Raw genomic sequence first — 23924 nt, 5'->3', positions numbered from 1 at the left:
CTGGCTTACCACCAGATTTCCATCTGCGCGCCGAAGGTCACTTCATCGTCTTTACCACGGCTGTTGGTCAGGATGCCGTTGCCGCTGGTGTCCGCAGAGGCGAAGGTGGTGAGATCGCCTGAGTTATCTTTGTTGTAACCCCACTTTTCATCCCATTTGGCGTAGGTCGCGAACAGACGCAGAGCCGGACGTGACCAGATGCTGTCGCCCGCCTGCCACTGCTGCGCCAGCGTCACTTTGTACTGGCCGTTGCGCTCGTTAGCCTGCTGTGATTTGACGTTGTCGTAGCCCAGTTCCAGCAACGTGCTCATAATCGGCGTCCATTTGTACATCGGACGCACACCCACGGTGTACCACTCGGTGCCGCGGTTGTTGTCCAGATCGATGTTCTGGTACATAGCGACGTACATCAGATCCCAGCGTTCGGCCAGCGAGATCGCACCGTGGTCGAGGATGCGATACATGTCACCATTGTTATTGAGGCTGGTGCCCTGCGGCACGCCTTTGCCCTGAGAGGTCAGCGCATCGGTGGCATACTGCAGTACGAATTTGTTATAGCCCTTCAGCATGCTCTGGGTATGTTCAGCAGTGAACATCCAGCCATCTTTAGAAGCCCCCTCTTCCAGACGGTAGTCGTCACGGGCATTAGCGCGACCGTAGTCGACACCCAGCTCCAGCACGCCGTTGGTGTTGGTTTCCAGACCGGCCAGACGCACATCAAACACGTCGTTGGCAGTACTGGTGGCGAAGTCACGGATACGATCGCTGGAGAAGGTGTAAGAGCCGCCCGCTTCAGATGAACGGGTTGCGGCGAAAGAGAGTTTACCGAAGCCGAGATCGACATCTTCCAGACCGGCACCCGGACCGGAAATATCCCAGTAGTAGAAGTCGATCATATGGACGTCATGACGCTGATAGAAACGCTTACCGGCCCAGATGGTAGAGCCTGGCAGCGCGTCGATCAGGTTTTTACCTTTTACGTTGGCTTCACGGAAGGCGGGCGATGTGGCTTCCCAGTCATTCTGCTGTGCCACGGAGTAAGCCACGTTGGTGTCGAAATAGAAGCTTTTGTCGCCCTCTTTCCACACTTCCTGGCCTAATTTCAGTTCGGCGTAGGTTTCACATTCGTTGCCCAGACGGTATTTACTTTGGGCACCGGTGGCCTGGAAACATTGCTGTTCACCACCGCTGCCGGTCCAGCCAATGCCGGAACGGGCGTAACCGGTAAAATCAACCGCCATCGTCGGGGCGGAGAGGGTTCCCACCGCGACGGCAACGGCGATGGGAAGTTTGCGCAGAGTTAACATTTTCTATCTCCTGAGGTCATTGCTTTTATTGTTTTTGGCAGGGCTATACACCCGGCTCCTGATACAGCCTGCGGCACGCGCTCCCGTCCTCGCGGAACAGGTGACAACGCTCGGGCGGCAGGCCAATACCGAGGATGGCGCCCTCTTTTACCAGCACGACGTCCTCCTGGCGGTAAACCAGGTTCTGACGGATAGCGGGAATCTCGATGTGGATCTGTGTTTCATGCCCCAGCTGTTCCACCACCTGCACTTCCCCTTCCAGGGTGACGTCGGCGATATCGCTGGAGAGCAGATGTTCCGGGCGAATACCCAGTGACATGTTGCTGCCGACCTGCACACCGGCGCTGTCAACCGGCAGCCAGACCAGCTGCTGATTCGGCAGCCGCACCTGAACCTGATCGATGGCGGTGGCGGTCACTTTGACCGGCAGGAAATTCATTTTTGGTGAGCCGATAAATCCGGCGACAAAGCGGTTGGCGGGATAGTGGTACAGCTCAAGCGGCTTACCGACCTGCGCAATACGTCCGGCATCCAGCACCACGATTTTGTCGGCCAGCGTCATCGCTTCGATCTGATCGTGGGTCACGTAAATCATGGTGCGCTTCAGGCGCTTATGCAGACGGGAGATCTCAATGCGCATCTGAACGCGCAGCGCGGCGTCAAGGTTCGACAGTGGTTCATCCAGCAGGAAGACGCGCGGTTCCGCCACCAGCGTGCGGCCAATCGCCACGCGCTGACGCTGCCCGCCAGAGAGGGCTTTAGGCCGGCGATCGAGCAGATGCGCCAGTTGCAGAATCTCCGCCACCTGATTAACCCGCTGCTGGATCTCCGCTTTTTTCACCCCGGCGAGTTTGAGGCCAAAAGACATGTTCTCCGCCACCGACAGATGGGGATAGAGCGCATAGGACTGAAACACCATGCCGATGCCGCGTTCGGCGGGCGGCACTTCATTCATGCGCCGGTCGCCGATTAACAGCTCGCCGCTGGTGATGGTCTCCAGCCCGGCAATCATGCGCAGCAGCGTCGATTTGCCACAGCCTGATGGGCCGACGAAAACAACAAATTCCCCTTCACGAATAGTGAGATCGATATCTTTCGACACCACCGTATCGCCCCAGGCTTTCGTGACATTGCGTAACACAACGCTCGCCATGATCCCTTCCCTCTTAGCTGCATAGTCGTGCCTGCCCAGCGGCAGACGGGTTCCGGGGCTCACTATGCGAGAGGAAACAGACGGTAACATCCTCCACCGCACTGCATTCCGCTGGGGGAGGAGGCGGGAGGAGGAGAAACGCGGGCTGACGCCGCGGCCCGCACGCTGCCGCGCTTTTTTGTGATCGCTCACGCAGACCCGCAGGAATTTTTGCCGCGTAAGCGCCCGCTTGAGGGGCTTTTTGCCAGCGCGATCACAGCGGCAGGCCGAGGGGCGTAGAGCAGAGGAGGATGAGAAGCCGTGGCGGATAAGCACAATGATGCCGGTAAAGCATTCACCACTTCCGCTAACAGGATGGATTTATGACGATGAAAACCGGAGCAAGAATTCTGGCCCTTTCTGCCCTCTCTGCCGTGCTCTTTTCGGCCAGCGCGATGGCAAAAATTGAGGAAGGTAAACTGGTCATCTGGATCAACGGTGACAAGGGCTACAACGGCCTTGCCGAAGTGGGTAAGAAATTTGAGCAGGAGACCGGCATCAAAGTTACGGTCGAACATCCTGACAAAATGGAAGAGAAGTATCCGCAGGTCGCGGCGACCGGCGATGGCCCGGATATTATCTTCTGGGCACATGACCGTTTCGGCGGCTATGCGCAATCCGGCCTGCTGGCTGAGATCACGCCGGATGCCAGCTTCCGCGAGAAGATTTTCCCGTTCACCTGGGACGCGGTGCGCTTTGACGGCAAGCTGATTGGCTATCCGATCTCCGTTGAGTCGCTGTCACTGATCTACAACAAAAAGCTGCTGCCGAACCCGCCAAAAACCTGGGAAGAGATTGCCGGTCTCGACAAGCAACTGCGCGCCAAAGGCAAAAGCGCCATCATGTTTAACCTGCAGGAACCCTACTTCACCTGGCCGCTGCTGGCCGCAGGCGGGGCTTACGCCTTTAAGCTCACCGACGGACATTATGACGTGAAGGATGTCGGCGTCGATAACGCCGGAGCTAAAGCGGGCATGCAGTTCCTGGTCGATCAGGTTAAAGCCAAAACCCTGAATGCGGACACCGATTATTCGATTGCTGAGGCCGCCTTTAACAAAGGCGAAACCGCCATGACCATTAATGGTCCGTGGGCGTGGGGCAACCTCGACAAGAGCGGCATCGACTATGGCGTCACCGAATTGCCAACCCTGAACGGTAAACCGTCGAAAGCCTTTGTCGGCGTGCTGAGTGCCGGGATCAACGCCGCCAGTCCTAACAAAGAGCTGGCGAAAGAGTTCCTGGAGAATTATCTGCTGACTGACACCGGCCTGGATGCGGTCAACAAAGATAAGCCGCTGGGTGCTGTGGCGCTGAAATCTTTCCAGCAGACGCTGGAAAAAGATTCGCGTATCGCCGCCACCATGAACAATGCCCGTCAGGGTGACATCATGCCGAATATCCCGCAGATGGCGGCATTCTGGTATGCGATGCGCACCGCTACCCTGAACGCGCTGGGCGGTCGTCAGAGCGTCGACGCCGCACTGAAAGATGCTCAGGCCCGTCTGAAGAAGTAATTCTCCCCTTGCAGCCGGGGCAACCCGGCTTGAGTGACCGTTAAGGAAAACCGCATCATGTCAGGAAAACCGAAAACGCGCAGTGTGCTGTTGAAAAGCGTTCTCATCGGGATCTGCTGTCTGCTGGTCGGCTATCTGCTGGTGCTGATGTACGCGCAGGGCGAATATCTGTTTGCGCTGCTGACGCTGATCCTCAGTGCGACCGGACTGTGGATTTTTGCTAACCGTCGCGCCTATGCGTGGCGTTATGTCTATCCCGGCGTGGCGGGAATGGCGCTGTTTGTACTGTTCCCTCTCGCCTGCACGATTGCCATTGCCTTTACCAACTACAGCAGCAGCAACCAGCTCACCTTTGAACGGGCGCAGCAGGTTTTGCTGGGCCGCACCTTCCAGTCGGGTGAAGCAGTCAGTTTTTCTCTGTTCCCGGCCGGCGAGCGCTGGCAGCTGGTGCTGAATGATGGCAAAAACTATGTTTCACCGCCGTTTCAGTTTGGCGCTGAACAGACCCTGAAAATGGCCCCTGCTGCTGCACCTTCAGGTGAACGGGCGAACTTCAGAGCGATCACGACCCATCGTCAGGCACTGAGCCAGATCCGGGCGGAAATGCCGGATGGTCGTCAGTTACGGATGAGTTCGCTGCGCCAGTTCTCCGGCACCCAGCCGCTCTATCGGGTGGGTGTGCAGGATGAGCTGATCAACCAGCAGAGTAACGCGCGCTATCGTGCTAATCCGCAGACTGGTTTCTACCAGGCGATTAACGCCGACGGCAGTTGGGCGAACGAAACCCTGAGTCCCGGCTTTACCGTGAATACCGGCTGGAAAAACTTCGTGCGGGTGTTTACTGACGAAGGGATTCAGAAGCCGTTCCTGGCGATATTTGGCTGGACGCTACTCTTCTCGCTGATCACGGTGGTGCTGACCGTCGCGGTGGGAATGGTGCTGGCCTGTCTGGTGCAGTGGGAGGCGTTGCGCGGCAAAGCGGTCTATCGGGTGATGCTGATTCTGCCTTATGCCGTGCCAGCGTTTATCTCGATACTGATTTTCAAAGGACTGTTCAACCAGAGCTTTGGTGAAATCAATGTGATGCTCAGCGCGCTGTTTGGCGTGAAGCCGGCCTGGTTCAGCGACCCGACGCTGGCGCGCACCATGCTGATTATCGTCAATACCTGGCTCGGCTACCCCTACATGATGATCCTCTGCATGGGCCTGCTGAAGGCAATTCCGGACGATCTCTATGAAGCCTCGGCGATGGACGGTGCGGGACCGCTGCAGAACTTCTTCCTGATTACTCTGCCGCTGCTGCTGAAACCACTGATGCCGCTGATGATCGCCAGCTTTGCCTTTAACTTTAATAACTTTGTTCTGGTGCAGTTACTCACCAACGGCGGGCCGGATCGCCTCGGCACCACCACGCCAGCCGGTTACACCGATTTGCTGGTGAACTACACCTGGCGTATCGCCTTTGAAGGCGGCGGCGGGCAGGACTTTGGGCTGGCCGCCGCTATCGCCACGCTGATCTTCCTGCTGGTGGGTGCGCTGGCGGTGATTAACCTGAAAGCCTCGCGGATGAAATTCGACTAAGCGCCTGGCCCGACTGGCGTCATGGTTGCAGGCAGTCCGGACGCGAAGAGCGTGGAACAACCGGAACCTGGGAGGTGAGGATTGTGAGCACTGCCCGGGTTCAGACTGACAAATAAAATAGCCTGAGGGACCAGGCTCTGAGGAGTTGTTATGGCTATGGTACAACCGAAATCGCAACGGCTGCGTCTGTTCACCACGCATCTGCTGCTGCTGTTATTTATCGCGGCGATTCTCTTTCCCCTGCTGATGGTGATTGCGATTTCGCTGCGTGCCGGGAACTTCGCCACCGGCAGCCTGATCCCGGAGCAGATCTCATGGGAGCACTGGCGGCTGGCGCTGGGTTTCAGCGTGGAACATGCGGATGGCCGGGTGACACCGCCGCCCTTCCCGGTGCTGCTCTGGTTATGGAACTCGATCAAGATTGCGGCAATCAGTGCGCTGGGCATCGTGGCGCTCTCTACCACCTGCGCCTATGCCTTTGCCCGTATGCGCTTTACCGGCCGTGCCAGCCTGCTGAAAGGGATGCTGATATTCCAGATGTTCCCGGCGGTGCTGTCGCTGGTGGCGCTCTATGCCCTGTTTGATCGTCTCGGCCAGTATCTGCCCTTTATCGGGCTGAATACCCACGGTGGGGTGATCTTCGCCTATCTGGGCGGTATCGCGCTGCATGTCTGGACCATCAAAGGCTATTTCGAGACTATCGACGGGTCACTGGAAGAGGCGGCCGCGCTGGATGGCGCAACGCCGTGGCAGGCGTTCCGGCTGGTGCTGCTGCCGCTGTCGGTGCCGATTCTGGCGGTGGTGTTTATTCTGGCGTTTATCGCCGCGGTGACTGAAGTGCCGGTCGCCTCGCTGCTGCTGCGCGATGTGAACAGCTACACCCTGGCGGTCGGGATGCAGCAGTACCTCAATCCGCAGAATTATCTGTGGGGCGATTTCGCCGCTGCGGCGGTGCTCTCCGCGATTCCGATCACCCTTGTTTTCCTGCTGGCGCAGCGCTGGCTGGTGAGCGGTTTAACCGCGGGCGGGGTGAAAGGCTAAAACGATCATCATTGTACGTTGCCACTACTTACACAACGCCTGTTGTGGTTGAAGGATTCGGCGGCCTGCGGGCCGCCTTTTTTATGCTAATCCGATTCCGACGCACGGCTGCCTGCCACCAGCGCCACGACCATGGCAGTGATCGCCTGCTCTCCTTCCGGTTTGCTGACATCGCCGCGTGCCACCGCGCCTGCGATGGCATCCGCGCCCCCCAGCAAGCCCCACATGCCTGCTTCCGGAATGCCGCTGCTGCCAGCCAGAGGGGCAAACCAGCGCTGACAGCGGGCGATAAAGTCGAGCTGATAGTGGCGTTTGACGGCAGCCAGTTCCGGCGAGGTGCTGAGCGCTGACAGCAACTCCGGAATCTCACGCCCCTCCGTCATCACACAATCCACATAACAGGCCGCAAGCACTTCCGCTTTTTGTTGCATCACCATCGGTGCGGCATTCATCGCCGCTTCCATCTTTTCGGTCTGGCGACGATCAAAATCGTCATACAACGCCGCCAGCAATCCATGACGGGTGGTGAAGTGGTCATAAACCACCGGTTTACTGACCCCCGCCGCGTCGCCGACTCTGGCCAGCGTCAGTGCCTCGCTGCCTTCGGTTTGCATTATCTGCCACGCGACGTCTGACAACTGCCTGCGTCGTGCTTCGCGTGACAGACGCTTACGGGGTGTTTTTTCAACGGTCATGTTTTTCCTGATGGGCGAACAGACGCTGGCCCAGTTGATGCGCCAGCTGATAGTGTGACTCAGGATAACCTTCATCGCCGCTAAGCAACAGTTCACTGGTCACCACCGGCGCACCGCAATAGTCAAAGATGCCGTGATCGATCTGATTCCGCATGCTGGCGAAATAGCCGCGCCGCAGAAAGGTTCGGGTGTCAGCCGCGCCAATCGCAACCAGATGCACGGGAAGATGGCCGAGGCGTTTTACGATATGGCCATCCTGCTCATCAAAGGCCCAGCCCGCGATGAAGACACGGTCTATCCAGCCTTTAAGCTGTGCCGGAAATGACCACCAGTAGACCGGATAGACCAGCACCAGCGCATCGGCACGATCCAGCCGCTGCTGTTCTGCCAGCACATCGGGTGGCGTCGGCGCCAGAGCGTTGAAATGTCTGTGATCGCTGAGCGTAAAACGTGGATCAAACCCTTCTGCCGCCAGATCGGCCTTTTCAGCCGTATGTTGGCCTGTCGCGATAATGCCCTGCGCCAGCTGGTCCGCCACGCGATGGGTGTGAGCGTCCTGATTGGGATGGGAAGTCACTATTAATGCATGCATCGTCGTCACCTTACCTGATTAGTCATTAAGCTACTAAAGGTAAGTTACTATTGGTAGGTTAGCAAGCGGCGACCACTGATCAATTCGCTGACCGCACTTACTGTTTAAACGCAGAAGTCGCCAGCAAGGCCTGCTCCAGCAGAGGGTGATCGAACGTAAAGGGAAGGTGCGCCAGGCTGGCGGAGGGGAAATGGATCTGCTGCGCAATCTGTCTCATCCTATCCGCGTTAATCGCCGCAGGCAGCGTCAGAGGCGAGTGGAAACGGCGCAGCAGCGCCAGGAGTTCAGGCTCCACCTGCTTACCCTGCTGTTCAATCCAGGATTGTACCAGCAAGCTGAAACCGACCTTTTCACCATGCAGCCAGTGATGCAGCTCCGGCTGGTGAGTCAGGCGATCGTGGATGATATGGGCAAAGCCGGGAGTCGCCATCGCATCCTGAATACTGTTAGCCAGCCCCGCCAGCACAATGTTGGCTTCAATCACTTTCTCCAGAGCCGGGGTGACCTGCTGCCTGATGTTATCGGCCACCGCCGTGTCTCCCCAGCGTTTCAGCACCGTTACCGCCTGCCAGGCGGCTGCGACTTTAAGATCCAGCGCCAGCTGGTGCGGCGTCTGTCGCTGATAAGGCTCAAATTCAAACCATTTGGCCAGCGCATCCACGATCCCGGCCCGCAGATAGCGTACCTCGCTGCGGGCGATGACCTCGCTGTCCACCAGAATCCGCTCCGGCATGGCATTAAGCGGCTGGCTGCGCAGATGGCCGCCGCGCTCATCATAGATAATCGCCAGCGGAGACCAGGCGGCACAGGTGGCGGCCAGCGTGGCGAAGTTAACCAGCCGGATATCCGGCAGCGCATCATTGACCGCTTTGGCGCAGTCCAGAACCCGCCCGCCGCCGACGGCCAGAATCAGGGTAGCGCCGTGCGTCTGCACCTGCTGTTGCAGGGCAGCAATCGCCGCATCGGTACACTCACCGGTCAGCGTATCGAGCTGCCAGCGGATCCCCGCCCGTTCCAGACTTATGCTCATGTCAGGATTCACCGCCTGCCAGGCCCGCGGCGAGGTGAAGATGTGAATATGCGAGGCAAGCGGCCGGATAATTTCTCCCACCCCGGCCCGCAGCCCTGGCCGTTGCAGAAAGCCTTTCGGCGACATCACGCGAAACATGGTTGCTCCTTATCGACGATAAGCCAGCGAGCGCACCAGCCGGTCGCCGAGTTTCTGAATCAGCATCACCAGCGCCAGCAGCACCACAATGGTGGCCGCCATGATTTGGTTATCAAAGCGCTGATAACCGTAGCGAATCGCCAGATCGCCCAGCCCGCCACCGCCAACCACACCCGCCATCGCCGAGAAGCCAATCAACATCACAATCGTCAGGGTAACGCCCGCCACCAGCGCGGGAAGCGCTTCCGGCAGCAGCACACGGCTGACGATATGCCACAGGGTACCGCCCATTGATACCACCGCTTCTATACGGCCGCGGTCGACCTCATCCAGCGCGTTCTCCACGATGCGGGCGAAAAAGGGAAATGCCCCCAGCGTAATCGGCACAATAGCGGCAGTGCTGCCCAGCGTGGTGCCGACCAGCAGACGGGTAAAGGGGATCAGCGCAATCAGCAGCACCACAAATGGCAAGGCGCGTCCGGTATTTACCAGCGTATTCAGCAGCAGTGAAATCGCGCGGTTGGGCAGAATGCCTTTTGGCCGGGTCAGAAATAGCAGCACGCCTACCGGCAGCCCTATCGCGACCGTGAAAAGGGCCGCCAGCAACACCATATACAGTGTTTCGCCAGTGGCGTTCAGCAGCAGTTCCTGAAACCGCTCACTACTCATGCTACGCATCGGGTTAACGCCTCACGCTGATATTTTTCGATAAACGCCCGGTCTGCTTCGCCATCCTTCAGCAGCATTTTGCGCAGGCGTCCCTCTTCACGTCCCATGATCTGGCTCAGGCTGCCGCTCTCAACCAGCTGGCCATTCTCAAGCAGCGCCGCCCCGTCACAAATCCGCTTCACCACCGCCATTTCATGGGTGATCAATACAATGGTGATATTGAGCTGCTGCTGAATATCGGCCAGCAGATCGAGAATCGAAGTGGTGGTTTCGGGATCCAGCGCGCTGGTCGCCTCATCGCACAGCAGGTAACGGGGTCGGGCGGCCAGCGCGCGGGCGATGCCGACGCGCTGTTTCTGTCCACCGGAGAGCTGCGACGGCCAGGCCGCCGCAAAGGAGGCCAGCCCCACCAGTTTCAGCAGCGATGCGACCCGCTCGCGGCGTTCAGCCGCAGGCACACCGGCAATCTCCAGCGCCAGATCGACGTTGTCCTGCACGTTGCGCGAATGCAGCAGATTGAAGTGCTGGAAGATCATCCCCATCTGCTGTCGCTGCTGACGCAGTTGCGCCAGGCTCATCGCAGCGAGATCCTGCCCGTCGATTTCAATCAGGCCGCTGGTGGGACTCTCCAGCCGATTGAGGCAGCGCAATAGTGTACTTTTTCCCGCTCCGCTCCGGCCAAGGATGCCAAAGATGGTCCCTTCTTCGATGGTGAGTGAGATGTCGTCTAACGCTGGCGCAGATGCGCCAGGATACTGTTTGCTGAGATGACTGAGTTTAATCATGCTGCTGGTCCGCGACCGGAATCACTGAGCCCTGATAATTTTTACGGATAAACTCCGCTACCTGCGGCGAGCGCAGATCTTTCGCCAGCTGTAACACGCGGGGATCTTTCGCCAGTTCTGGCGTCGTTACCAGCAGGTTGGCGTAGGGATTATGTGTTGCAGACTCCAGTCCCAGCGCATCTTTCGCCGGGGTCAGACCGGCTTCCAGCGCGTAGTTGCCGTTGATAATTGCGGCATCCACATCATCCAGCGAGCGTGGCAGTTGCGGCGACTCAATCTCAACGATCTTAATTTTCTTCGGGTTTTCACTGATATCTTTTGGCGTCACCAGCGTCGAACCCGTTTCACCCTGCGCGTTGAGTTTGATCACCCCTTTGTCCTGCAACAGCCAGAGTGCGCGGCTCAGGTTAGTGGTGTTGTTCGGTACCGCAATGCTGGCCCCTTCAGGTAGCGCCGCTAAACTTTTCACTTTCCGCGAATAGATACCCAGCGGCTCGATGTGAACACTGGCGGCCACGGCAAAGGTTTTCCCCAGCGCCTTCTCCTGATCTTTCAGGTAAGGCAGATGCTGGAAGTAGTTGGCATCCACATCCCCGGCGGCCAGCAGCTCATTGGCATTCACGCCCCCGCTCAGCTCAACAATTTTGAGATCCAGTTTCGGATCCAGGGTTTTGACATACTCCAGGATTTCCGCATGTGGCAGCGGATCGGCCGCTACGCGCAGCGGCGCGGCCTGTAAACTCTGGGCAATCAGCAGTGAAAGACCGGCAAGGGCCAGAAAGCGCTTTTTAATCATCATCATTTATCTCTTATCGTTATCAGTGGGTGTTGTGTTCGGGGTAGAAACGCTGGGCAACTTCCGGGTGCGAACGCAGCCGGCCTTTAAGATAGTTCCAGCCCACTTCGCGCAGCAGCGGATTAAGCGGATCGCTGCTCGGTCCCTGTGCCAGTTCAGCCAGCTGAGGAGGCAGTTGATAGATCGGCACCACGGCGTCGAGTTGCGCGCCAAGGAAAAAGGCGATGGATAAGCGCTCGCTGCTCTGCGGTGGCGACACCACACGGTGCACCGTTGCGCGAAGATAACCGTTGGTTGCCAGCTCCAGCAGCTCGCCAATGTTCACCACAAACGCGCCCGGCAGTGGTGAGGCATCGATCCAGTTGTCCGGCGTCACTTCCACCTGTAAGCCCGGCTGATCGTCCTGCAGTAACATCGTCAGGAAGCCTGAATCTTTGTGCGCGCCAACACCCTGGCGTGATTCGCCCTCCGTGCGGCCCGGATAACGGATCAGTTTGATATGTTCGTTGGGATAGTCGCCATAGAGGTTATCGAAGGCGTTGCGCGGCAGATTCAGTGCCCCGGCAAAGGCGCGCAGCAGCTCCAGCGCCACCGCTGTCATCTGCTGCTGCCAGCGGGTGACCACCGTTTGCAGTTCAGGTAAAGCTTCAGGCCACTGATTCGGCCCCTGCATCCGTTGCCAGGTGGGTGAATCGGCGGTAACGGGCAGCGCTTCCCGTTCCGCACCAATATCAAACTGCTCGCGATAGTCAGGCTGGCTGCGGGTTATTTCAACCCCCGCCAGGTTATAGCCGCGAAAATGCGGCGAGTTCGCCATCGCCACTGCGGATTTATCCGCCTGTGGCAGGGCAAAAAATTTCCGCGCGACGTGCTGAACCTCATCTAATAGTTCACGGTCGATGCCGTGATTGATTAAATAGAAGAAACCGACATCACGCGCGGCCTGGCTTAATTTTTCCAGGACCTGTTGCTGCTGCTGTTGATTACCTGACAATAATGCGAAATCAATTACCGGCAATTCTGCTGTGGTTAACGCGCTCATGATTGACACTCTGTTGGCATGGAATCGCTTTACACTGCCATTTCATTTATGCGTTAACTACCAACTAATCCTGCTATGTATATGCGACGGATGGGAATATCCCACCACGCCGCGGGCTTTAAACCCGCAGATTACTCTGCGCTCCACGCCACGAATGCCGGCGGTAACCATGCCGTAATCTCAGGCAAAGGCTGTTGATAAAGCGCAATCTCGACAAAACAGGTCTGCGCACTGCACCCCTGGCCGAGTCGTGAACTGCCGCTATCCTGGGTCAGCACATTGGGATTGCCGTGTTTATCCAGCGGCTGGCCCTCCTGCTGATCGAGCGGGTCATACCAGGCGCCGGTCGACATCTGTACGACACCCGGCAGGATATCCTGCGTCAGATGCACACCCGCCAGCAGCGCGCCGCGTCCGTTAAAGACTTTTACGATGCTGTTCTCCTCAATGCCGCGCGCAGCAGCATCTTCAGGATGCATCCAGAGTGGCTCACGCCCGGCAATTTTGGTGGCCCGGCTGACCCGTCCATGATCGTACTGACTATGCAACCGGGTCCGTGGCTGGCTGGAGAGCAGATGCAACGGCCACTGCTGCTTTTCCTGCTGTTGCGCCTGGTATTCCGGCGCATACCAGCAGGCAAATCCGGGCGCTTCGTCATACCCGAAATCGGCCACCTGCTGAGAAAAAAGCTCGATTTTCCCCGACGGCGTGCTGAGCGGGGCTGACTCAGGGTTATCGCGAAACGCTTTTAGCAGGATCTGCGGCGTCTCTGGCGCGGGATACTCCACCACTCCCTGTGACCAGAACGCCTCAAAGGGCGGCAGTTCGATGCCCTGCGCTGCCGCGCGTGGCCGGGAATCTTCATAGAGTGACTGAAGCCACTGGCGCTCATCACGCCCCTGCGTAAAGGCGTCAGCAAAACCGAGCCGCTGCGACAGAGCGGCAAAAATTGCGTAATCCGATTTTGCAGCTGCAAACGGCGGCAGATGCTGCGGCATGGCGATGATAAAACCGTCGTTGCTGGCGCTGCCAATATCTTCACGCTCCAGCGACGTGGTCGCAGGCAGCACGATGTCGGCAAATTTTGCCTGCGCCGTCCAGAACTGCTCATGCACAATTACAGTGTCCGGCCGCTGCCAGGCGCGTATCAGCTTGTTGATATCCTGATGATGATGAAAGACATTGCCGCCCGCCCAGTAGACCAGCCGGATGTCGGGATAGACCCGCTGTTGCCCATCAAACTCATAGTGCCCTCCGGGATTGAGCAACATGTCGGCGATGCGTGCCACCGGAATCGTCTCCTGAACCGGATTATGACCGGCGGGCAGACGAGGCCCGGAAAACTGTCGCCGGGCGGCACCGGCCAGATTGGTTGAGGCGTAACCAAAGCCCAGCCCGCCGCCGGGCGTGCCGATCTGACCCAGCAGAGCGCTAGTCGCAACGGTGGCCCAGAAAGCCTGCTCGCCCTGCCGCGCCCGCTGCACTGACCACGCAATATTCACCATCGTTTTATGCGCCACCATCTGCCGTGCCAACGCACGGATCTCCGCGGCCGCCAGCCCGGTCAGCGGAGCGGCCCATTCTGGCGTTTTAGCTATACCGTCGCGTTCACCCAGCAGGTAGGCGGCATAGTGGTCAAAGCCCACCGTGTAACGTTCTGTGAATGGCGCGTCATAGAGAGATTCAGTAATTAACACCTGCCCGATTGCCAGTAACAGCGCCGTATCGGAGCCGGGCTGTATCGCCAGCCACTCCGCATCCGCCACCCCAGCGAGATCGTTTCTGACCGGACTGATGTTGATAAACCGGGTGCCATTCTGCCGTAGCGTGGTTAACCAATGAGAAAGCGCATGGTCATTAGCCCCGCCGCCATTGATCTGCGCATTGCGCAGCGGCAAACCCCCGATAGCCACAAACAGTTCGCAATGCTCTGCCAGAACCGGCCAATGGGTATGGTGACGTTGTAACTCATCGAGGTTGCCGATGATGTGCGGCAGCGTGCGTTCACCGGCCGCAATGCTGTAGGTGTTGGTGCTGGCGATATAGCCGCCATAGTGGTTAAAGAAACGATGAAGCTGGCTCTGGGCATGATGGAAACGTCCGGCACTCGACCAGCCGTAAGAGCCGGCGTAGATCGCCTGATTGCCGTGCTCTGTTTTGACACGCCCCAGCTCCTCCGCCACCAGTTGCAACGCAACATCCCAGCTCACCTCCACAAACGGCTCTTTGCCGCGCCCGTTGCGGGATGCGCTTCTGCTCTGGAGATAACCGAGCCTGACGGCCGGATTTTTGACCCGGGTTTCGCTTTGCACCGCGCCCGGTAACGACTGCCCGATCGCAGAGGGATTACGGTCCCACGCCACCGGCCTGACCGACGTCAGCGTGTCCCCATCGGTGGTGACGTGATACGTGCCCCAGTGCATAACGGCTAAATCATTCTTTTTCATGGCTCACTCGCGTCGGATACGGCGCGAGAGACGCGTACCCAGGGTTTGCAGTAGCTGGACAATGACAATCAGCACCAGCGCAGTCGAAATCGTGGCAAAGGCATCAAAGCGCTGATAGCCGTAAGTAATGGCGAGGTCGCCAATACCGCCGCCGCCCACCGTGCCCGCCATTGCCGTCGCACCCAGCAGGCCGATAGTGGCGGTGGTCAGAGCTAACACCAGCGACGAGGCGGCTTCCGGTATCATGAAATACCATATGGTCTGCAGCGTGGTGGCACCCATCGCATTGGCTGACTCCAGAATGCCCTCATCCACCTCCAGCAGCGCATTCTCCACCAGCCGTGAAATATAGGGCGCGATAAATATCACCAGCGGCACAATGGCCCCCGCCGTACCGATGGTGGTGTTCACCAGCAGGCGCGTCAGCGGCAGAATCGTGATCAGCAGAATAATAAACGGCAGTGAACGGATGATATTCACGATCGGGTTCAGCAACTGATGTACCAGTCGATTCGGCTGTATCCCACCCGGACGACAGATCACCAGCACAATGCCAAGCGGCAGGCCCAGCAGCGAACCAAAGCCCAGCGACAACGCCACCATGATCAGCGTGTCCTGCATCGCCGTCAGGAACTGATCGCCGGTAACGGCGGTTTCAAAGAGTTCTGACATCACTGATTTTCACTCCGGTCGCGATGAGAAACTGGATGGCCGCCTCGCGTCTTGCGGGCTCGCCTTTGATCTGCACAATCATGAAACCCAGAATGGTACGCTGTACTTCCGTCATGCTGGCGAACAGGATATTCACTTCAACCTCATGTTCACGGATCAGGCGATTGATGATCGGCTGTTGTGCCGTGCTGCCGACAAACTCCAGCCGCAACACGTCGACAGCCGGATGCTGGCTTAACAGCGCAAGGGTCTGCTGTGGCAGACGATCGTGGATGACGGACTGCACAAAGCTGGCGCTCACCGACTGTTGCGGTTCAGCAAACAGCGACAGGACATCGCCCTGTTCAACGATACGGCCCTGCTCCATCACCGCCATCCGGTTGCAGATCTTCTGTACCACCGACATCTCATGGGTGATCAGGACAATGGTGATGCCGTAACGCTGATTAATCTCCTGTAACAGCAGCAGAATCTGTACCGTGGTCTGGGGATCCAGCGCGGAGGTCGCCTCATCACACAACAGAATCGCGGGATTGGTTGCCAGCGCGCGGGCAATTCCGACGCGCTGTTTTTGACCGCCGGAGAGTTCATCCGGATAGCTGTGGGCTTTGTCGCTGAGGTTAACAAACGCCAGCAGCTCCGCCACGCGGGTGGCGATAAAATCTTTATCCCGGCCCTGCAAAATCAGTGGGATGGCGACGTTGTGAAACACCGTTCGGGCATTGAGCAAATTGAAGTGCTGGAAGATCATGCCAATCTGCTTTTTGACCTGAATTAAGCGCTTTTTGCTGATCCCTTGTAACGCTTCACCCTGCACCTCAACCGAGCCGGTTGTGGGGGTCTCCAGGTGATTAATCAGGCGCAGCAGCGTACTTTTTCCGGCTCCACTGGTGCCGATGACGCCAAAGATGTCACCCTGATTGATGCGCAGATTAATCTCCTTCAGCGCCTGCACTTCTGCACCGTTACGCGCAAACGTTTTGCTGACATGGCGAAACGCAATGGCTACCTGACTCATTTGAAATAATCTGGCAGCAGATAGCCCGCATACTGCGCATTACCGGTGATGTAGGTTTTAAATTCTGCTGAGTGGTAGCCGGCAATAATGTCACGGGCAAACTGAGCCTGCTTATTTTTACCGGCAACCGTCACCACGTTAATAAACTGGCTGGTTGCCGCTTCCAGTTTCAGTGCCGAATTGAGTTTCATGCCACTGGATACCGCGAAGTTGCCCTGAATGACTCCATAGTCAACGTCGGGAAGTGCACGCACCTGCTGAGCGTTATCCATCTCTTTGAGCACGATTTTGTAGGGATTTTCCGTGATATTTTTCTGCGAAAAAGTGGCAGCATCGCTATCGGGGCTGATTTTGAGCCAGCCGATGCTCTGGAGTAACAGCGCCGCCCGGTACTCATTTGAGGGCTGATTGGGCACAGAGACCGTGCTGCCCGGCGCGGGTTGAGTCAGCGTTTTCACGCGCCCAGAGTAGAGCCCCATTGGCGGGGTCGGCACCTGCACAATCCCAACGTTATCAATGCCAAGCCGGTCATTAACCGACTTCAGATAGACGGGATGCTGCATGATATTGGCGTCAATCGTCCCGCGATGAACAGCATCATTAACCTGAATTCCATCACTGAAATCTTTATACTCCAGGGTATACCCCTGCCTGATTAATAAGGGCGCGACGCCTTTTTCAAATTGCTCTTTATAAGGCCCTGGATTAAATCCAATCCGTATTTTCTTCTGGTCGGCTGCCTGAGCGGCAGAAATAAAAAGGCTGGCGGTGGTCAGTGCCAGAATAATTCCCCGGGATGTGATCTGCATTGTTTGCCCTGATTCATTATTGTGAGAGCGATCGATTTAATCACAGCCATCGCGGAGAGGAACAGGCAAAACCCAGCCCCGACTTTGGCTTATTTATGCTAACGATAGTCACACGCTGGATATTCGAATCCTTGCAAAGAACAGCGTTATTTCTGCTAAAGATTTTAATGTCAGCTGTGTCATTCTTCCCCGCTTAACACTGTTTATTGCGGGAGAGATATGGCGGAGTTTGCAGCTTCAGAGATGGTCGCAGGGCTCGAAGAGAACCTCTTCAGCATGCTGGAAAAGCAGGCAGCACAACTGGATGATGCGCTGTTACCGCTGATCGATCTCTCCTCCGGCAGTCCACGTCAGCCAACGCCGCCCGCGGTAATCGCTTCATTACAGGCTGCGGCAGCGAAACCGGAGAACCATGAGTATCCCTCGTTCTGGGGCAAACCCGCGCTGCGCCGTGCTATCGCAGCCTTTTACCAGCGTCACTACGGCGTCACGCTCGATCCTGAAACTGAAGTGGCGCTGTTCCAGGGCGCGCACATTGGCGTCAACGGTTTTCCCCGCGCCCTGCTTAATCCGGGTCAGGTGTTGATCTCTACCGATCCCTGCTATCCGCTCTACCGCTCAGCGGCCCGTCAGGCAGGTGCCGATTTTTATGGCATTCCGCTGGAGGCGTGCAATGATTTCCTGCCCGATTTCACCCAGGTGCCAGACGATATCGCGGCGCGTGCCGGTCTGCTGCTGCTCAATTATCCCCATAATCCCACTGGCGCACTGGCGACAGCCGCGCTGTTCGCCGACGCGCTGGCCTTCGCCCGCCAGCATCATGTTCCGCTGATTCATGACTTCGCCTATGCCACGCTGGGCAGTGAGTCGGGCGAACAGCCGCTGAGTCTGCTGGCACAGCCCGATGGCAAAGCCTGGGGCGTGGAAATCTACACGCTGTCAAAAAGCGCACTCATGGCAGGCTGGCGGGTGGGATTTGCGGTGGGAAACGCCTCGATGATTGCAGCATTTAAAAAACTTCATACTCATAGCTACAGCACGGTGTATGGCGCGGTGCAGGATGCCGCCATCACCGCGTTGTCGCTGCCCGCTGAACAACTCAGCTTGCTGGCAGAGCATTACCATCAGCGCCGCAGAGTGATTTTAGCCAGGCTGGCAGCAATGCACTGGCCGGTACGCGCCCTTCAGGGCACCTTTTTCCTCTGGCTGGCAGCGCCAGCTGGTTTCACCGGGGAGCAATTCGCCGCCCTGCTACTGGCCCAGTGTCATCTGCTGGTGGCACCGGGTAACGGGTTTGGCGCAGCGGGTCGTGATTATATTCGCATCAGCCTGACAACCGGGACGGAGCAATTACTGCAGGCGCTGGATCGCATCGACGAACTGAAACTGTTTAAGTAGCGCATCAGCACCGGGAAAACCAGTTCCAGATATAACCAGAGCACCAGCCGCAAGTTATTACCAAATGTTCAGACCCGTAAGCAGGCGTGAATAAGTTCACTATGCTGGGTTTGTCAGTAAATGCAGTTATTTCGGCTGAAAACTTGCAAAAACTTACAATCGTAGTCTAGAGTTTACCGGCTGCGGTTTCTGCCGCTTCACTTAAAAATTATTCGGCTTCTTATAGCTTTCATTTCCACGGTTTCTTCTGAACATTGTTTGCGGCTGCGAAAGCTATAAGACTCCTTCATTGATGCACCTGAGGAGAATATGGACACCAGAAACTCATCGTCTGAACACCCAAAGAAACATTTCTGGAACAGGAAGCCAAAAGAGCTGACTGTTGACGACATTACCGTCATCGACAACGACATGCTGAAGCGTGCAGTTGGCGCAGCTGCGTTAGGTAATGCGATGGAATGGTTCGACTTTGGCGTATACAGCTATCTCGCCGTGATCATCGGCAAAGTCTTCTTCCCGGATGCCAACAACGCGGTGCAGCTAATCGCCACCTTTGGTACGTTTGCCGCGGCCTTCCTGGTACGTCCGATTGGCGGCCTGGTATTTGGCCCGCTGGGTGACCGCATCGGACGGCAGAAAGTGCTGGCGATGACGATGATCATGATGTCGATTGGTACGTTCTGTATCGGTCTGATCCCGGCTTACTCTTCAATAGGCATCATGGCACCGATTCTGCTGCTGGTGGCACGTCTGATCCAGGGCTTCTCAACCGGTGGTGAATATGGCGGCGCAGCGACCTTTATCGCGGAGTACTCTACCGATAAACGCCGGGGCTTTATGGGCAGCTTCCTGGAATTCGGCACCATCGGCGGTTACCTGCTGGGTGCCAGCCTGGTCACGGTGATGACCACCGTGATGTCGAATGAGGCGATGATGTCCTGGGGCTGGCGCGTGCCGTTCTTTATCGCCGCGCCGCTGGGCCTGTTTGGTCTCTATGTGCGACTGAAGCTGGAAGAGACTCCGGCTTTCCAGCAGCACATGGAAAAACAGGAAGCACTGGAGCAAAGCAAGCCGCATCTGACGCTGATGCAGATGCTGAGCAAATACCGCGCACCAATGATGAAATGTATCGGTCTGGTGCTGCTGTTTAACGTCTCTAACTACATGCTGACCTCGTACATGCCGAGCTATCTGACCGGCGTGCTGGGTCTGCCAGAGTTAAGTGGCCTGCTGCTGGTGATGGTGGCGATGTTCGTGATGATGCCGCTGACGCTGCTGTGGGGTCGCTGGACTGACCGCATCGGTCGTCGTCCGGTGATTGCCTTTGGTGCGGTGGGTCTGATCCTGCTCGCCATCCCGAGCTTTATGCTGATCGGGTCGGGTAATATGTGGGCGGTATTTGGCGGCCTGATGATTCTGGGTGTACTGCACACCTGCTTCAGCGGCACTATGCCTTCGACGCTGCCTGCGCTGTTTACTACCGATATCCGTTACAGTGCGCTGGCCATCGGCTTCAACCTGTCGGTTTCGCTGTTTGGGGGTACCACACCGCTGATTACCGCGTGGCTGGTGGATACCACTAAAAACAATATGATGCCAGCTTACTATATGATGGGTGCGGGCGTGATTGGCCTGCTCACCATTCTGACGGTACGTGAAACAGCCCGTCAACCGCTGACCGGTTCATCCCCTGCGGTAGCGACCAAAGCGGAAGCGCATCGCCTGATCGACAAGCTGCGCAAGCGGCACAAGCCATCAGCGACCACCGCGAAATAATTGCTCTGACACCCTGCTCTGCAGGGTGTTTTTTTATCTGCCGTCCGAACTGTTTACCCAGCTGATTTAACTGCCCTGAAACGCGCCACTTTCGCCCGATTGCCACACAGCGCCATGCTGCACCAGCGGCGGCGATGCGCTTTGGTGCGATCGTAAAACCACAGTGTACAGGCGGGATGTTCACAGCCACGGACTCTGCTGAAGTCCTCCTGCGCCAGCAACATCGCAGCCTGTTCCGCAACCTGTCCCAGCCGCTGCATCACACTCTGGCCCGCATAGACCCGCCTGATTTTTAAGGCACCCGGCTCCCCGGTCATTTGCAGATGGCTGGTCGCTTCACCCAGCCAGGCGTTCAGCGCCTGAATATCAATGCCCTCTCCCGCTTTGTGCTGCTGCACGTTATCACGAATGATCTGACGTAAGTGACGCGCTGCTTCCAACAGCGCACCCGGTTCATGCTGCGGAGCCGGGGCATCTGGTGCCAGTCCGGCCTGGTGTAGCCAGGCTTCAACATCCTGATCGGTTTGCCAGAAGTCGTGCGGCTGGCCTTCCACGATGGCCACGGTATTGATGAAATCCAGCGCCGGATGATCAGCCAGAAACCACGGTCCCTGGGCGGTGTGTGATTGCGTTTCCGCCATGATATTGCCTCCCTTGTTAACTCTGCTGATGCCACTGTAACCGACAAAGTACTATTTGAATAGTTACACCGCATCTTTTGTAACCATTATAAATTGATTTGACAGGTTACATTCTGGCTGCATAATGACTCTTGGTAACCCCATAAATATCATTTAACCAGTTACAGGAGTTCAGCATGCGTGATCAATCCATTTCCTATCGTTACCAGCAGGCCGATGGCGTCAATATTTTCTATCGCGAAGCGGGCGATCCTTCCCTGCCGGTACTGCTGCTGTTGCATGGCTTTCCCACCTCTTCACATCAGTTCCGCAATCTGATCCCGCTTCTGGCCGATAAATTTCATCTCATCGCACCCGATATGCCGGGCTTTGGCTTCACTGAAGTGCCTGCTGAGCGCAACTATTCCTGGACCTTCGACGCGCTGGGCCAGACGCTGACCGCCTTTGTCGATGCACTGGGGCTGGAACGTTATGCGATGTATGTTTTCGACTATGGCGCACCTGCCGGTCTGCGACTGGCACTGGCTTACCCCGATCGCGTCAGCGGACTGATATCACAAAACGGTAACGCCTATCTGGAGGGATTAGGAGAAGCCTGGGCGCCGGTCCGCGCCTACTGGGACGATCCCAGCGAAGCAAATGGTCAGGTGATCCGTGACGCCATCCTGACGCTGGAAGGGGTGAAGTGGCAGTATCTGCATGGGGTGAGCGATCCGCAGCAGATCGCCCCGGAAACCTATACCCTGGATACTCTGCTGATGGAGCGCCCCGGTAACAAAGATATTCAGCAGGCCCTGTTTCTCAATTACGCCAGTAATCTGAAACGTTATCCGGAATTTCAGGCGTTCTTTCGCCGGCAGCAGGTGCCAACGCTGGTGATCTGGGGCAAGCACGATCCGTTCTTTATTCCACCGGGCGCAGTGGCCTGGCAGCGGGATAATCCACAGGCGGTGGTCGAGATGTTGGATAGCGGCCACTTCGCGCTGGAGACGCACACCCATCACATTGCGTCGCGCATCCGCGAGATGTTCAGTGGCGACTGATCCGCTGCGCGCAGAGGCAGGCTATTCAGCGCTGCCTCTGCAAACGTGCAGGTCATTCATTGCTAAAGCGGCCAACGGTGCTGGCCGCGCCCAGCGCATGGCCTTTTAGCTGTGCAACCAGCTCTGCCTGGGTTAACCCCGCTTTCAACTGACCCACCGGCAAATCGGTGGCGATCAGCACAAAGTTATAGTGATGCAGCCCACTGCCTGCAGGCGGACAAGGACCATAATAGTGCAGCGTCCCTGGGGTATTTTTTCCGCCGGTGTAGTCCTTGCCCTTTGTCAGAGCCCCCTGCGCAAATGACGAGCGGCTGGCGGGAATGTTATAGGCCACCATGTGGGTAACGCCGAGCCCTTTGGCCCCGACCGGGTCGGTCATCAGAAGAGCCAGACTGCGGGTGCCCGCCGGAATCGCAGACCAGTTCAATTCGGGAGAGATATTCTCACCGGTACAGGAAGGATTACTTTTATTGGCACCGGCAAACTTTTTATCCAGTAGCGCATTATCGCTGAAGTCTTGTGATTGCAGCGTAAATACCGACGCCGCCAGCGTGGTCATTGGCAAAATGGCCAGCACCGTCGCGCAGAGTAATTTTTTCACCAGCCACTCCTTATCAGATTACTCAAGAGATTATGTTCCGTATGGATTGCGTCACTGCCTGATTACTATAACGGCTTTAACGCGATTGACCCGACTGACCGCCTGTTCAGGGGTAAGGAAACGGCAAATCTATGATCTCCGTCGCGCTGGCTGAGAGAGCTGACGCGTTGCCCTGTGACGCATTACCCGATATAAGTTAACGCATCTGGCTGAAGTTTCGCCTGAATCATCGTCACTGTCACCGATAAGTGGACACTATGCAGATTGAAGATCTCCGGATTTACATTGCGGTAATGCATGCTGGCAACTTTACTGCAGCAGCTGAGCATCTGATGCTATCGAAACAGTATGTCAGCCGCCGCATGGCTGCGCTGGAGGCATCATTAGGGGTACGACTGTTGATCCGTAACACCCGTAAGCTGTCTGTAACGGATGCAGGTTTACTGTTCGCGCAACATGCTCAGCGCATTCTGGATGAGATTCAGGAAGCGCAACTGGCAGTGTCAGAGCAGCAGCAGGCGCTGCGCGGCACCTTCCGAATCAATCTGCCGATGTCCTTTGGTATGAGCCACCTCTCCCCCCTGATTGCCGAGTTTCTAAGCCACCATCCGTCATTGCAGTTTCATATTGAGCTGGCTGACCGCTATGCCGATGTGATTGGCGAAGGCGTTGATATGGCGATTCGCATCGGTACGCTGGCTGATTCCACGCTGATTGCCCGTCCGCTCGGCGAGCTGAAGCGGGTTATCTGCTGCAGCCCCCGCTATCTGGAACGGGCAGGCGTGCCGCAGCAGCCAGAAGCCTTGCTGCAACATGCCTGTCTGCGCTACGGACGTGAAGGTCAGAATGGCTGGGAACTGCAGGTCAATGGTAAACCGAAGTGGCTGGCGGTTCAGGGCCCGATGGTGAGTAACAATGGCGAGGTCCTGCGTGATGCCGCACTGGCAGGCTTAGGACTGGTATTGTTACCCGCCTTTATCGTTGAGACAGCCCTGCAACGCGGTGAGCTGGTGACCGTGCTGGACGACTATCTGCCGCCCGCACTCTCTCTGAATGCGGTTTACCCGCAGCACCGTCAGCGCAGCGAAGTAAACCGCCAGTTACTGGCCTTTCTCCAGGCGCGTTTAGCGTCGTGAC

Annotated in this window: 22 protein-coding genes; 7 read left to right on the top strand and 15 right to left on the bottom strand. The window is 57.2% G+C overall.

Annotated elements, in window-relative coordinates; translation table 11 throughout:
* Window positions 1-5 precede the first annotated feature (5 nt).
* Together PAG01S_RS14260 and malK are read right to left on the bottom strand one after the other, a co-directional pair.
* The gene (locus PAG01S_RS14260; RefSeq protein WP_033760237.1) at window positions 6-1307 is read right to left on the bottom strand and encodes a maltoporin; all 1302 of its coding nucleotides are present in this window, start codon (window positions 1305-1307) and stop codon (window positions 6-8) included.
* 43 nt (window positions 1308-1350) lie between these two features.
* Complete coding sequence (gene malK / locus PAG01S_RS14255; RefSeq protein WP_010247360.1) at window positions 1351-2460, bottom strand: maltose/maltodextrin ABC transporter ATP-binding protein MalK; 1110 nt, start codon at window positions 2458-2460, stop codon at window positions 1351-1353.
* 362 nt (window positions 2461-2822) lie between these two features.
* Between malK and malE the strand changes: the two genes are divergently transcribed.
* The 3 genes from malE (at window position 2823) to malG (ending at window position 6635) form a co-directional block, all read left to right on the top strand.
* Window positions 2823-4013 carry a maltose/maltodextrin ABC transporter substrate-binding protein MalE gene (gene malE / locus PAG01S_RS14250; RefSeq protein ID WP_010247363.1) on the top strand — a complete coding sequence of 397 codons (1191 nt, stop codon included), beginning with the start codon at window positions 2823-2825 and terminating at the stop codon, window positions 4011-4013.
* Between the two features lie 57 nt (window positions 4014-4070).
* Window positions 4071-5594 carry a maltose ABC transporter permease MalF gene (gene malF, locus PAG01S_RS14245; protein WP_062759187.1) on the top strand — a complete coding sequence of 508 codons (1524 nt, stop codon included), beginning with the start codon at window positions 4071-4073 and terminating at the stop codon, window positions 5592-5594.
* 150 nt (window positions 5595-5744) lie between these two features.
* Entirely contained in the window at window positions 5745-6635 is an 891-nt protein-coding gene (gene malG / locus PAG01S_RS14240; protein WP_010247369.1) for a maltose ABC transporter permease MalG, read from the top strand.
* Window positions 6636-6721: 86 nt separating this feature from the next.
* Here the strand turns inward: malG and PAG01S_RS14235 are convergent, their stop codons facing one another.
* From PAG01S_RS14235 to PAG01S_RS14185, 11 genes are all read right to left on the bottom strand, one after another.
* Window positions 6722-7330, bottom strand: coding sequence for a TetR/AcrR family transcriptional regulator (locus PAG01S_RS14235; protein WP_062759185.1), 609 nt, complete (start codon window positions 7328-7330; stop codon window positions 6722-6724).
* Window positions 7320-7922 carry an NAD(P)H-dependent oxidoreductase gene (locus tag PAG01S_RS14230; RefSeq protein WP_062759183.1) on the bottom strand — a complete coding sequence of 201 codons (603 nt, stop codon included), beginning with the start codon at window positions 7920-7922 and terminating at the stop codon, window positions 7320-7322. The genes PAG01S_RS14235 and PAG01S_RS14230 overlap by 11 nt, the downstream gene beginning before the upstream one ends.
* Before the next feature lie 97 nt (window positions 7923-8019).
* Window positions 8020-9090: an iron-containing alcohol dehydrogenase family protein gene (locus PAG01S_RS14225; RefSeq protein ID WP_062759181.1), complete on the bottom strand. Its 1071-nt coding sequence runs from the start codon at window positions 9088-9090 to the stop codon at window positions 8020-8022.
* A gap of 9 nt (window positions 9091-9099) precedes the next feature.
* Window positions 9100-9768: a methionine ABC transporter permease gene (locus PAG01S_RS14220; protein WP_022624728.1), complete on the bottom strand. Its 669-nt coding sequence runs from the start codon at window positions 9766-9768 to the stop codon at window positions 9100-9102.
* Window positions 9756-10544, bottom strand: coding sequence for a methionine ABC transporter ATP-binding protein (locus PAG01S_RS14215; RefSeq protein ID WP_010670747.1), 789 nt, complete (start codon window positions 10542-10544; stop codon window positions 9756-9758). The genes PAG01S_RS14220 and PAG01S_RS14215 overlap by 13 nt, the downstream gene beginning before the upstream one ends.
* Window positions 10537-11340 (bottom strand): MetQ/NlpA family ABC transporter substrate-binding protein, encoded by an 804-nt coding sequence (locus PAG01S_RS14210; protein WP_062759325.1) that lies wholly within the window; start codon window positions 11338-11340, stop codon window positions 10537-10539. The genes PAG01S_RS14215 and PAG01S_RS14210 overlap by 8 nt, the downstream gene beginning before the upstream one ends.
* Before the next feature lie 22 nt (window positions 11341-11362).
* Window positions 11363-12382 (bottom strand): isopenicillin N synthase family dioxygenase, encoded by a 1020-nt coding sequence (locus tag PAG01S_RS14205; RefSeq protein ID WP_010670745.1) that lies wholly within the window; start codon window positions 12380-12382, stop codon window positions 11363-11365.
* Window positions 12383-12513: 131 nt separating this feature from the next.
* Entirely contained in the window at window positions 12514-14829 is a 2316-nt protein-coding gene (locus tag PAG01S_RS14200; RefSeq protein WP_062759179.1) for a molybdopterin-dependent oxidoreductase, read from the bottom strand.
* A 3-nt stretch (window positions 14830-14832) separates the two neighbouring features.
* Entirely contained in the window at window positions 14833-15501 is a 669-nt protein-coding gene (locus tag PAG01S_RS14195; protein WP_010670743.1) for a methionine ABC transporter permease, read from the bottom strand.
* Window positions 15485-16519 (bottom strand): methionine ABC transporter ATP-binding protein, encoded by a 1035-nt coding sequence (locus tag PAG01S_RS14190; RefSeq protein WP_010670742.1) that lies wholly within the window; start codon window positions 16517-16519, stop codon window positions 15485-15487. The genes PAG01S_RS14195 and PAG01S_RS14190 overlap by 17 nt, the downstream gene beginning before the upstream one ends.
* Window positions 16516-17328 (bottom strand): MetQ/NlpA family ABC transporter substrate-binding protein, encoded by an 813-nt coding sequence (locus tag PAG01S_RS14185; RefSeq protein WP_033768553.1) that lies wholly within the window; start codon window positions 17326-17328, stop codon window positions 16516-16518. The genes PAG01S_RS14190 and PAG01S_RS14185 overlap by 4 nt, the downstream gene beginning before the upstream one ends.
* A gap of 219 nt (window positions 17329-17547) precedes the next feature.
* Between PAG01S_RS14185 and PAG01S_RS14180 the strand changes: the two genes are divergently transcribed.
* Window positions 17548-18726 carry an aminotransferase class I/II-fold pyridoxal phosphate-dependent enzyme gene (locus PAG01S_RS14180; protein WP_062759177.1) on the top strand — a complete coding sequence of 393 codons (1179 nt, stop codon included), beginning with the start codon at window positions 17548-17550 and terminating at the stop codon, window positions 18724-18726.
* 309 nt (window positions 18727-19035) lie between these two features.
* Window positions 19036-20502, top strand: a complete 1467-nt coding sequence (proP, locus tag PAG01S_RS14175) for a glycine betaine/L-proline transporter ProP (protein WP_062759175.1) — start codon at window positions 19036-19038, stop codon at window positions 20500-20502.
* Window positions 20503-20555: 53 nt separating this feature from the next.
* On the opposite strand, the gene PAG01S_RS14170 is transcribed toward proP, so the two are convergent.
* On the bottom strand, window positions 20556-21143 hold the full coding sequence (locus PAG01S_RS14170; RefSeq protein ID WP_062759173.1) for a CGNR zinc finger domain-containing protein: 588 nt from the start codon (window positions 21141-21143) through the stop codon (window positions 20556-20558).
* Between the two features lie 176 nt (window positions 21144-21319).
* Here PAG01S_RS14170 and PAG01S_RS14165 point away from each other — a divergent pair, with 176 nt between their 5' ends.
* Entirely contained in the window at window positions 21320-22186 is an 867-nt protein-coding gene (locus PAG01S_RS14165; protein ID WP_062759171.1) for an alpha/beta fold hydrolase, read from the top strand.
* 52 nt (window positions 22187-22238) lie between these two features.
* On the opposite strand, the gene PAG01S_RS14160 is transcribed toward PAG01S_RS14165, so the two are convergent.
* Window positions 22239-22787, bottom strand: a complete 549-nt coding sequence (locus PAG01S_RS14160) for a YbhB/YbcL family Raf kinase inhibitor-like protein (RefSeq protein WP_062759169.1) — start codon at window positions 22785-22787, stop codon at window positions 22239-22241.
* Between the two features lie 257 nt (window positions 22788-23044).
* Between PAG01S_RS14160 and PAG01S_RS14155 the strand changes: the two genes are divergently transcribed.
* Window positions 23045-23923, top strand: coding sequence for a LysR family transcriptional regulator (locus tag PAG01S_RS14155; RefSeq protein WP_062759167.1), 879 nt, complete (start codon window positions 23045-23047; stop codon window positions 23921-23923).
* Window position 23924 lies beyond the last annotated feature (1 nt).

It is taken from the genome of Pantoea agglomerans NBRC 102470, assembly GCF_001598475.1.
Taxonomy (GTDB): Bacteria; Pseudomonadota; Gammaproteobacteria; order Enterobacterales; family Enterobacteriaceae; genus Pantoea; species Pantoea agglomerans.
The sequence above is the reverse complement of the archived record's forward strand: the minus strand, read 5'-3'. Positions and strand labels throughout refer to the sequence as shown.

Bases quoted from the DNA above. Each gene is read 5' to 3' on its own strand.
- PAG01S_RS14260 (WP_033760237.1), bottom strand. From the start codon at position 1,307: ATGTTAACTCTGCGCAAACTTCCCATCGCCGTTGCCGTCGCGGTGGGA.
- malK (WP_010247360.1), bottom strand. From the start codon at position 2,460: ATGGCGAGCGTTGTGTTACGCAATGTCACGAAAGCCTGGGGCGATACG.
- malE (WP_010247363.1), top strand. From the start codon at position 2,823: ATGACGATGAAAACCGGAGCAAGAATTCTGGCCCTTTCTGCCCTCTCT.
- malF (WP_062759187.1), top strand. From the start codon at position 4,071: ATGTCAGGAAAACCGAAAACGCGCAGTGTGCTGTTGAAAAGCGTTCTC.
- malG (WP_010247369.1), top strand. From the start codon at position 5,745: ATGGCTATGGTACAACCGAAATCGCAACGGCTGCGTCTGTTCACCACG.
- PAG01S_RS14235 (WP_062759185.1), bottom strand. From the start codon at position 7,330: ATGACCGTTGAAAAAACACCCCGTAAGCGTCTGTCACGCGAAGCACGA.
- PAG01S_RS14230 (WP_062759183.1), bottom strand. From the start codon at position 7,922: ATGCATGCATTAATAGTGACTTCCCATCCCAATCAGGACGCTCACACC.
- PAG01S_RS14225 (WP_062759181.1), bottom strand. From the start codon at position 9,090: ATGTTTCGCGTGATGTCGCCGAAAGGCTTTCTGCAACGGCCAGGGCTG.
- PAG01S_RS14220 (WP_022624728.1), bottom strand. From the start codon at position 9,768: ATGCGTAGCATGAGTAGTGAGCGGTTTCAGGAACTGCTGCTGAACGCC.
- PAG01S_RS14215 (WP_010670747.1), bottom strand. From the start codon at position 10,544: ATGATTAAACTCAGTCATCTCAGCAAACAGTATCCTGGCGCATCTGCG.
- PAG01S_RS14210 (WP_062759325.1), bottom strand. From the start codon at position 11,340: ATGATTAAAAAGCGCTTTCTGGCCCTTGCCGGTCTTTCACTGCTGATT.
- PAG01S_RS14205 (WP_010670745.1), bottom strand. From the start codon at position 12,382: ATGAGCGCGTTAACCACAGCAGAATTGCCGGTAATTGATTTCGCATTA.
- PAG01S_RS14200 (WP_062759179.1), bottom strand. From the start codon at position 14,829: ATGAAAAAGAATGATTTAGCCGTTATGCACTGGGGCACGTATCACGTC.
- PAG01S_RS14195 (WP_010670743.1), bottom strand. From the start codon at position 15,501: ATGTCAGAACTCTTTGAAACCGCCGTTACCGGCGATCAGTTCCTGACG.
- PAG01S_RS14190 (WP_010670742.1), bottom strand. From the start codon at position 16,519: ATGAGTCAGGTAGCCATTGCGTTTCGCCATGTCAGCAAAACGTTTGCG.
- PAG01S_RS14185 (WP_033768553.1), bottom strand. From the start codon at position 17,328: ATGCAGATCACATCCCGGGGAATTATTCTGGCACTGACCACCGCCAGC.
- PAG01S_RS14180 (WP_062759177.1), top strand. From the start codon at position 17,548: ATGGCGGAGTTTGCAGCTTCAGAGATGGTCGCAGGGCTCGAAGAGAAC.
- proP (WP_062759175.1), top strand. From the start codon at position 19,036: ATGGACACCAGAAACTCATCGTCTGAACACCCAAAGAAACATTTCTGG.
- PAG01S_RS14170 (WP_062759173.1), bottom strand. From the start codon at position 21,143: ATGGCGGAAACGCAATCACACACCGCCCAGGGACCGTGGTTTCTGGCT.
- PAG01S_RS14165 (WP_062759171.1), top strand. From the start codon at position 21,320: ATGCGTGATCAATCCATTTCCTATCGTTACCAGCAGGCCGATGGCGTC.
- PAG01S_RS14155 (WP_062759167.1), top strand. From the start codon at position 23,045: ATGCAGATTGAAGATCTCCGGATTTACATTGCGGTAATGCATGCTGGC.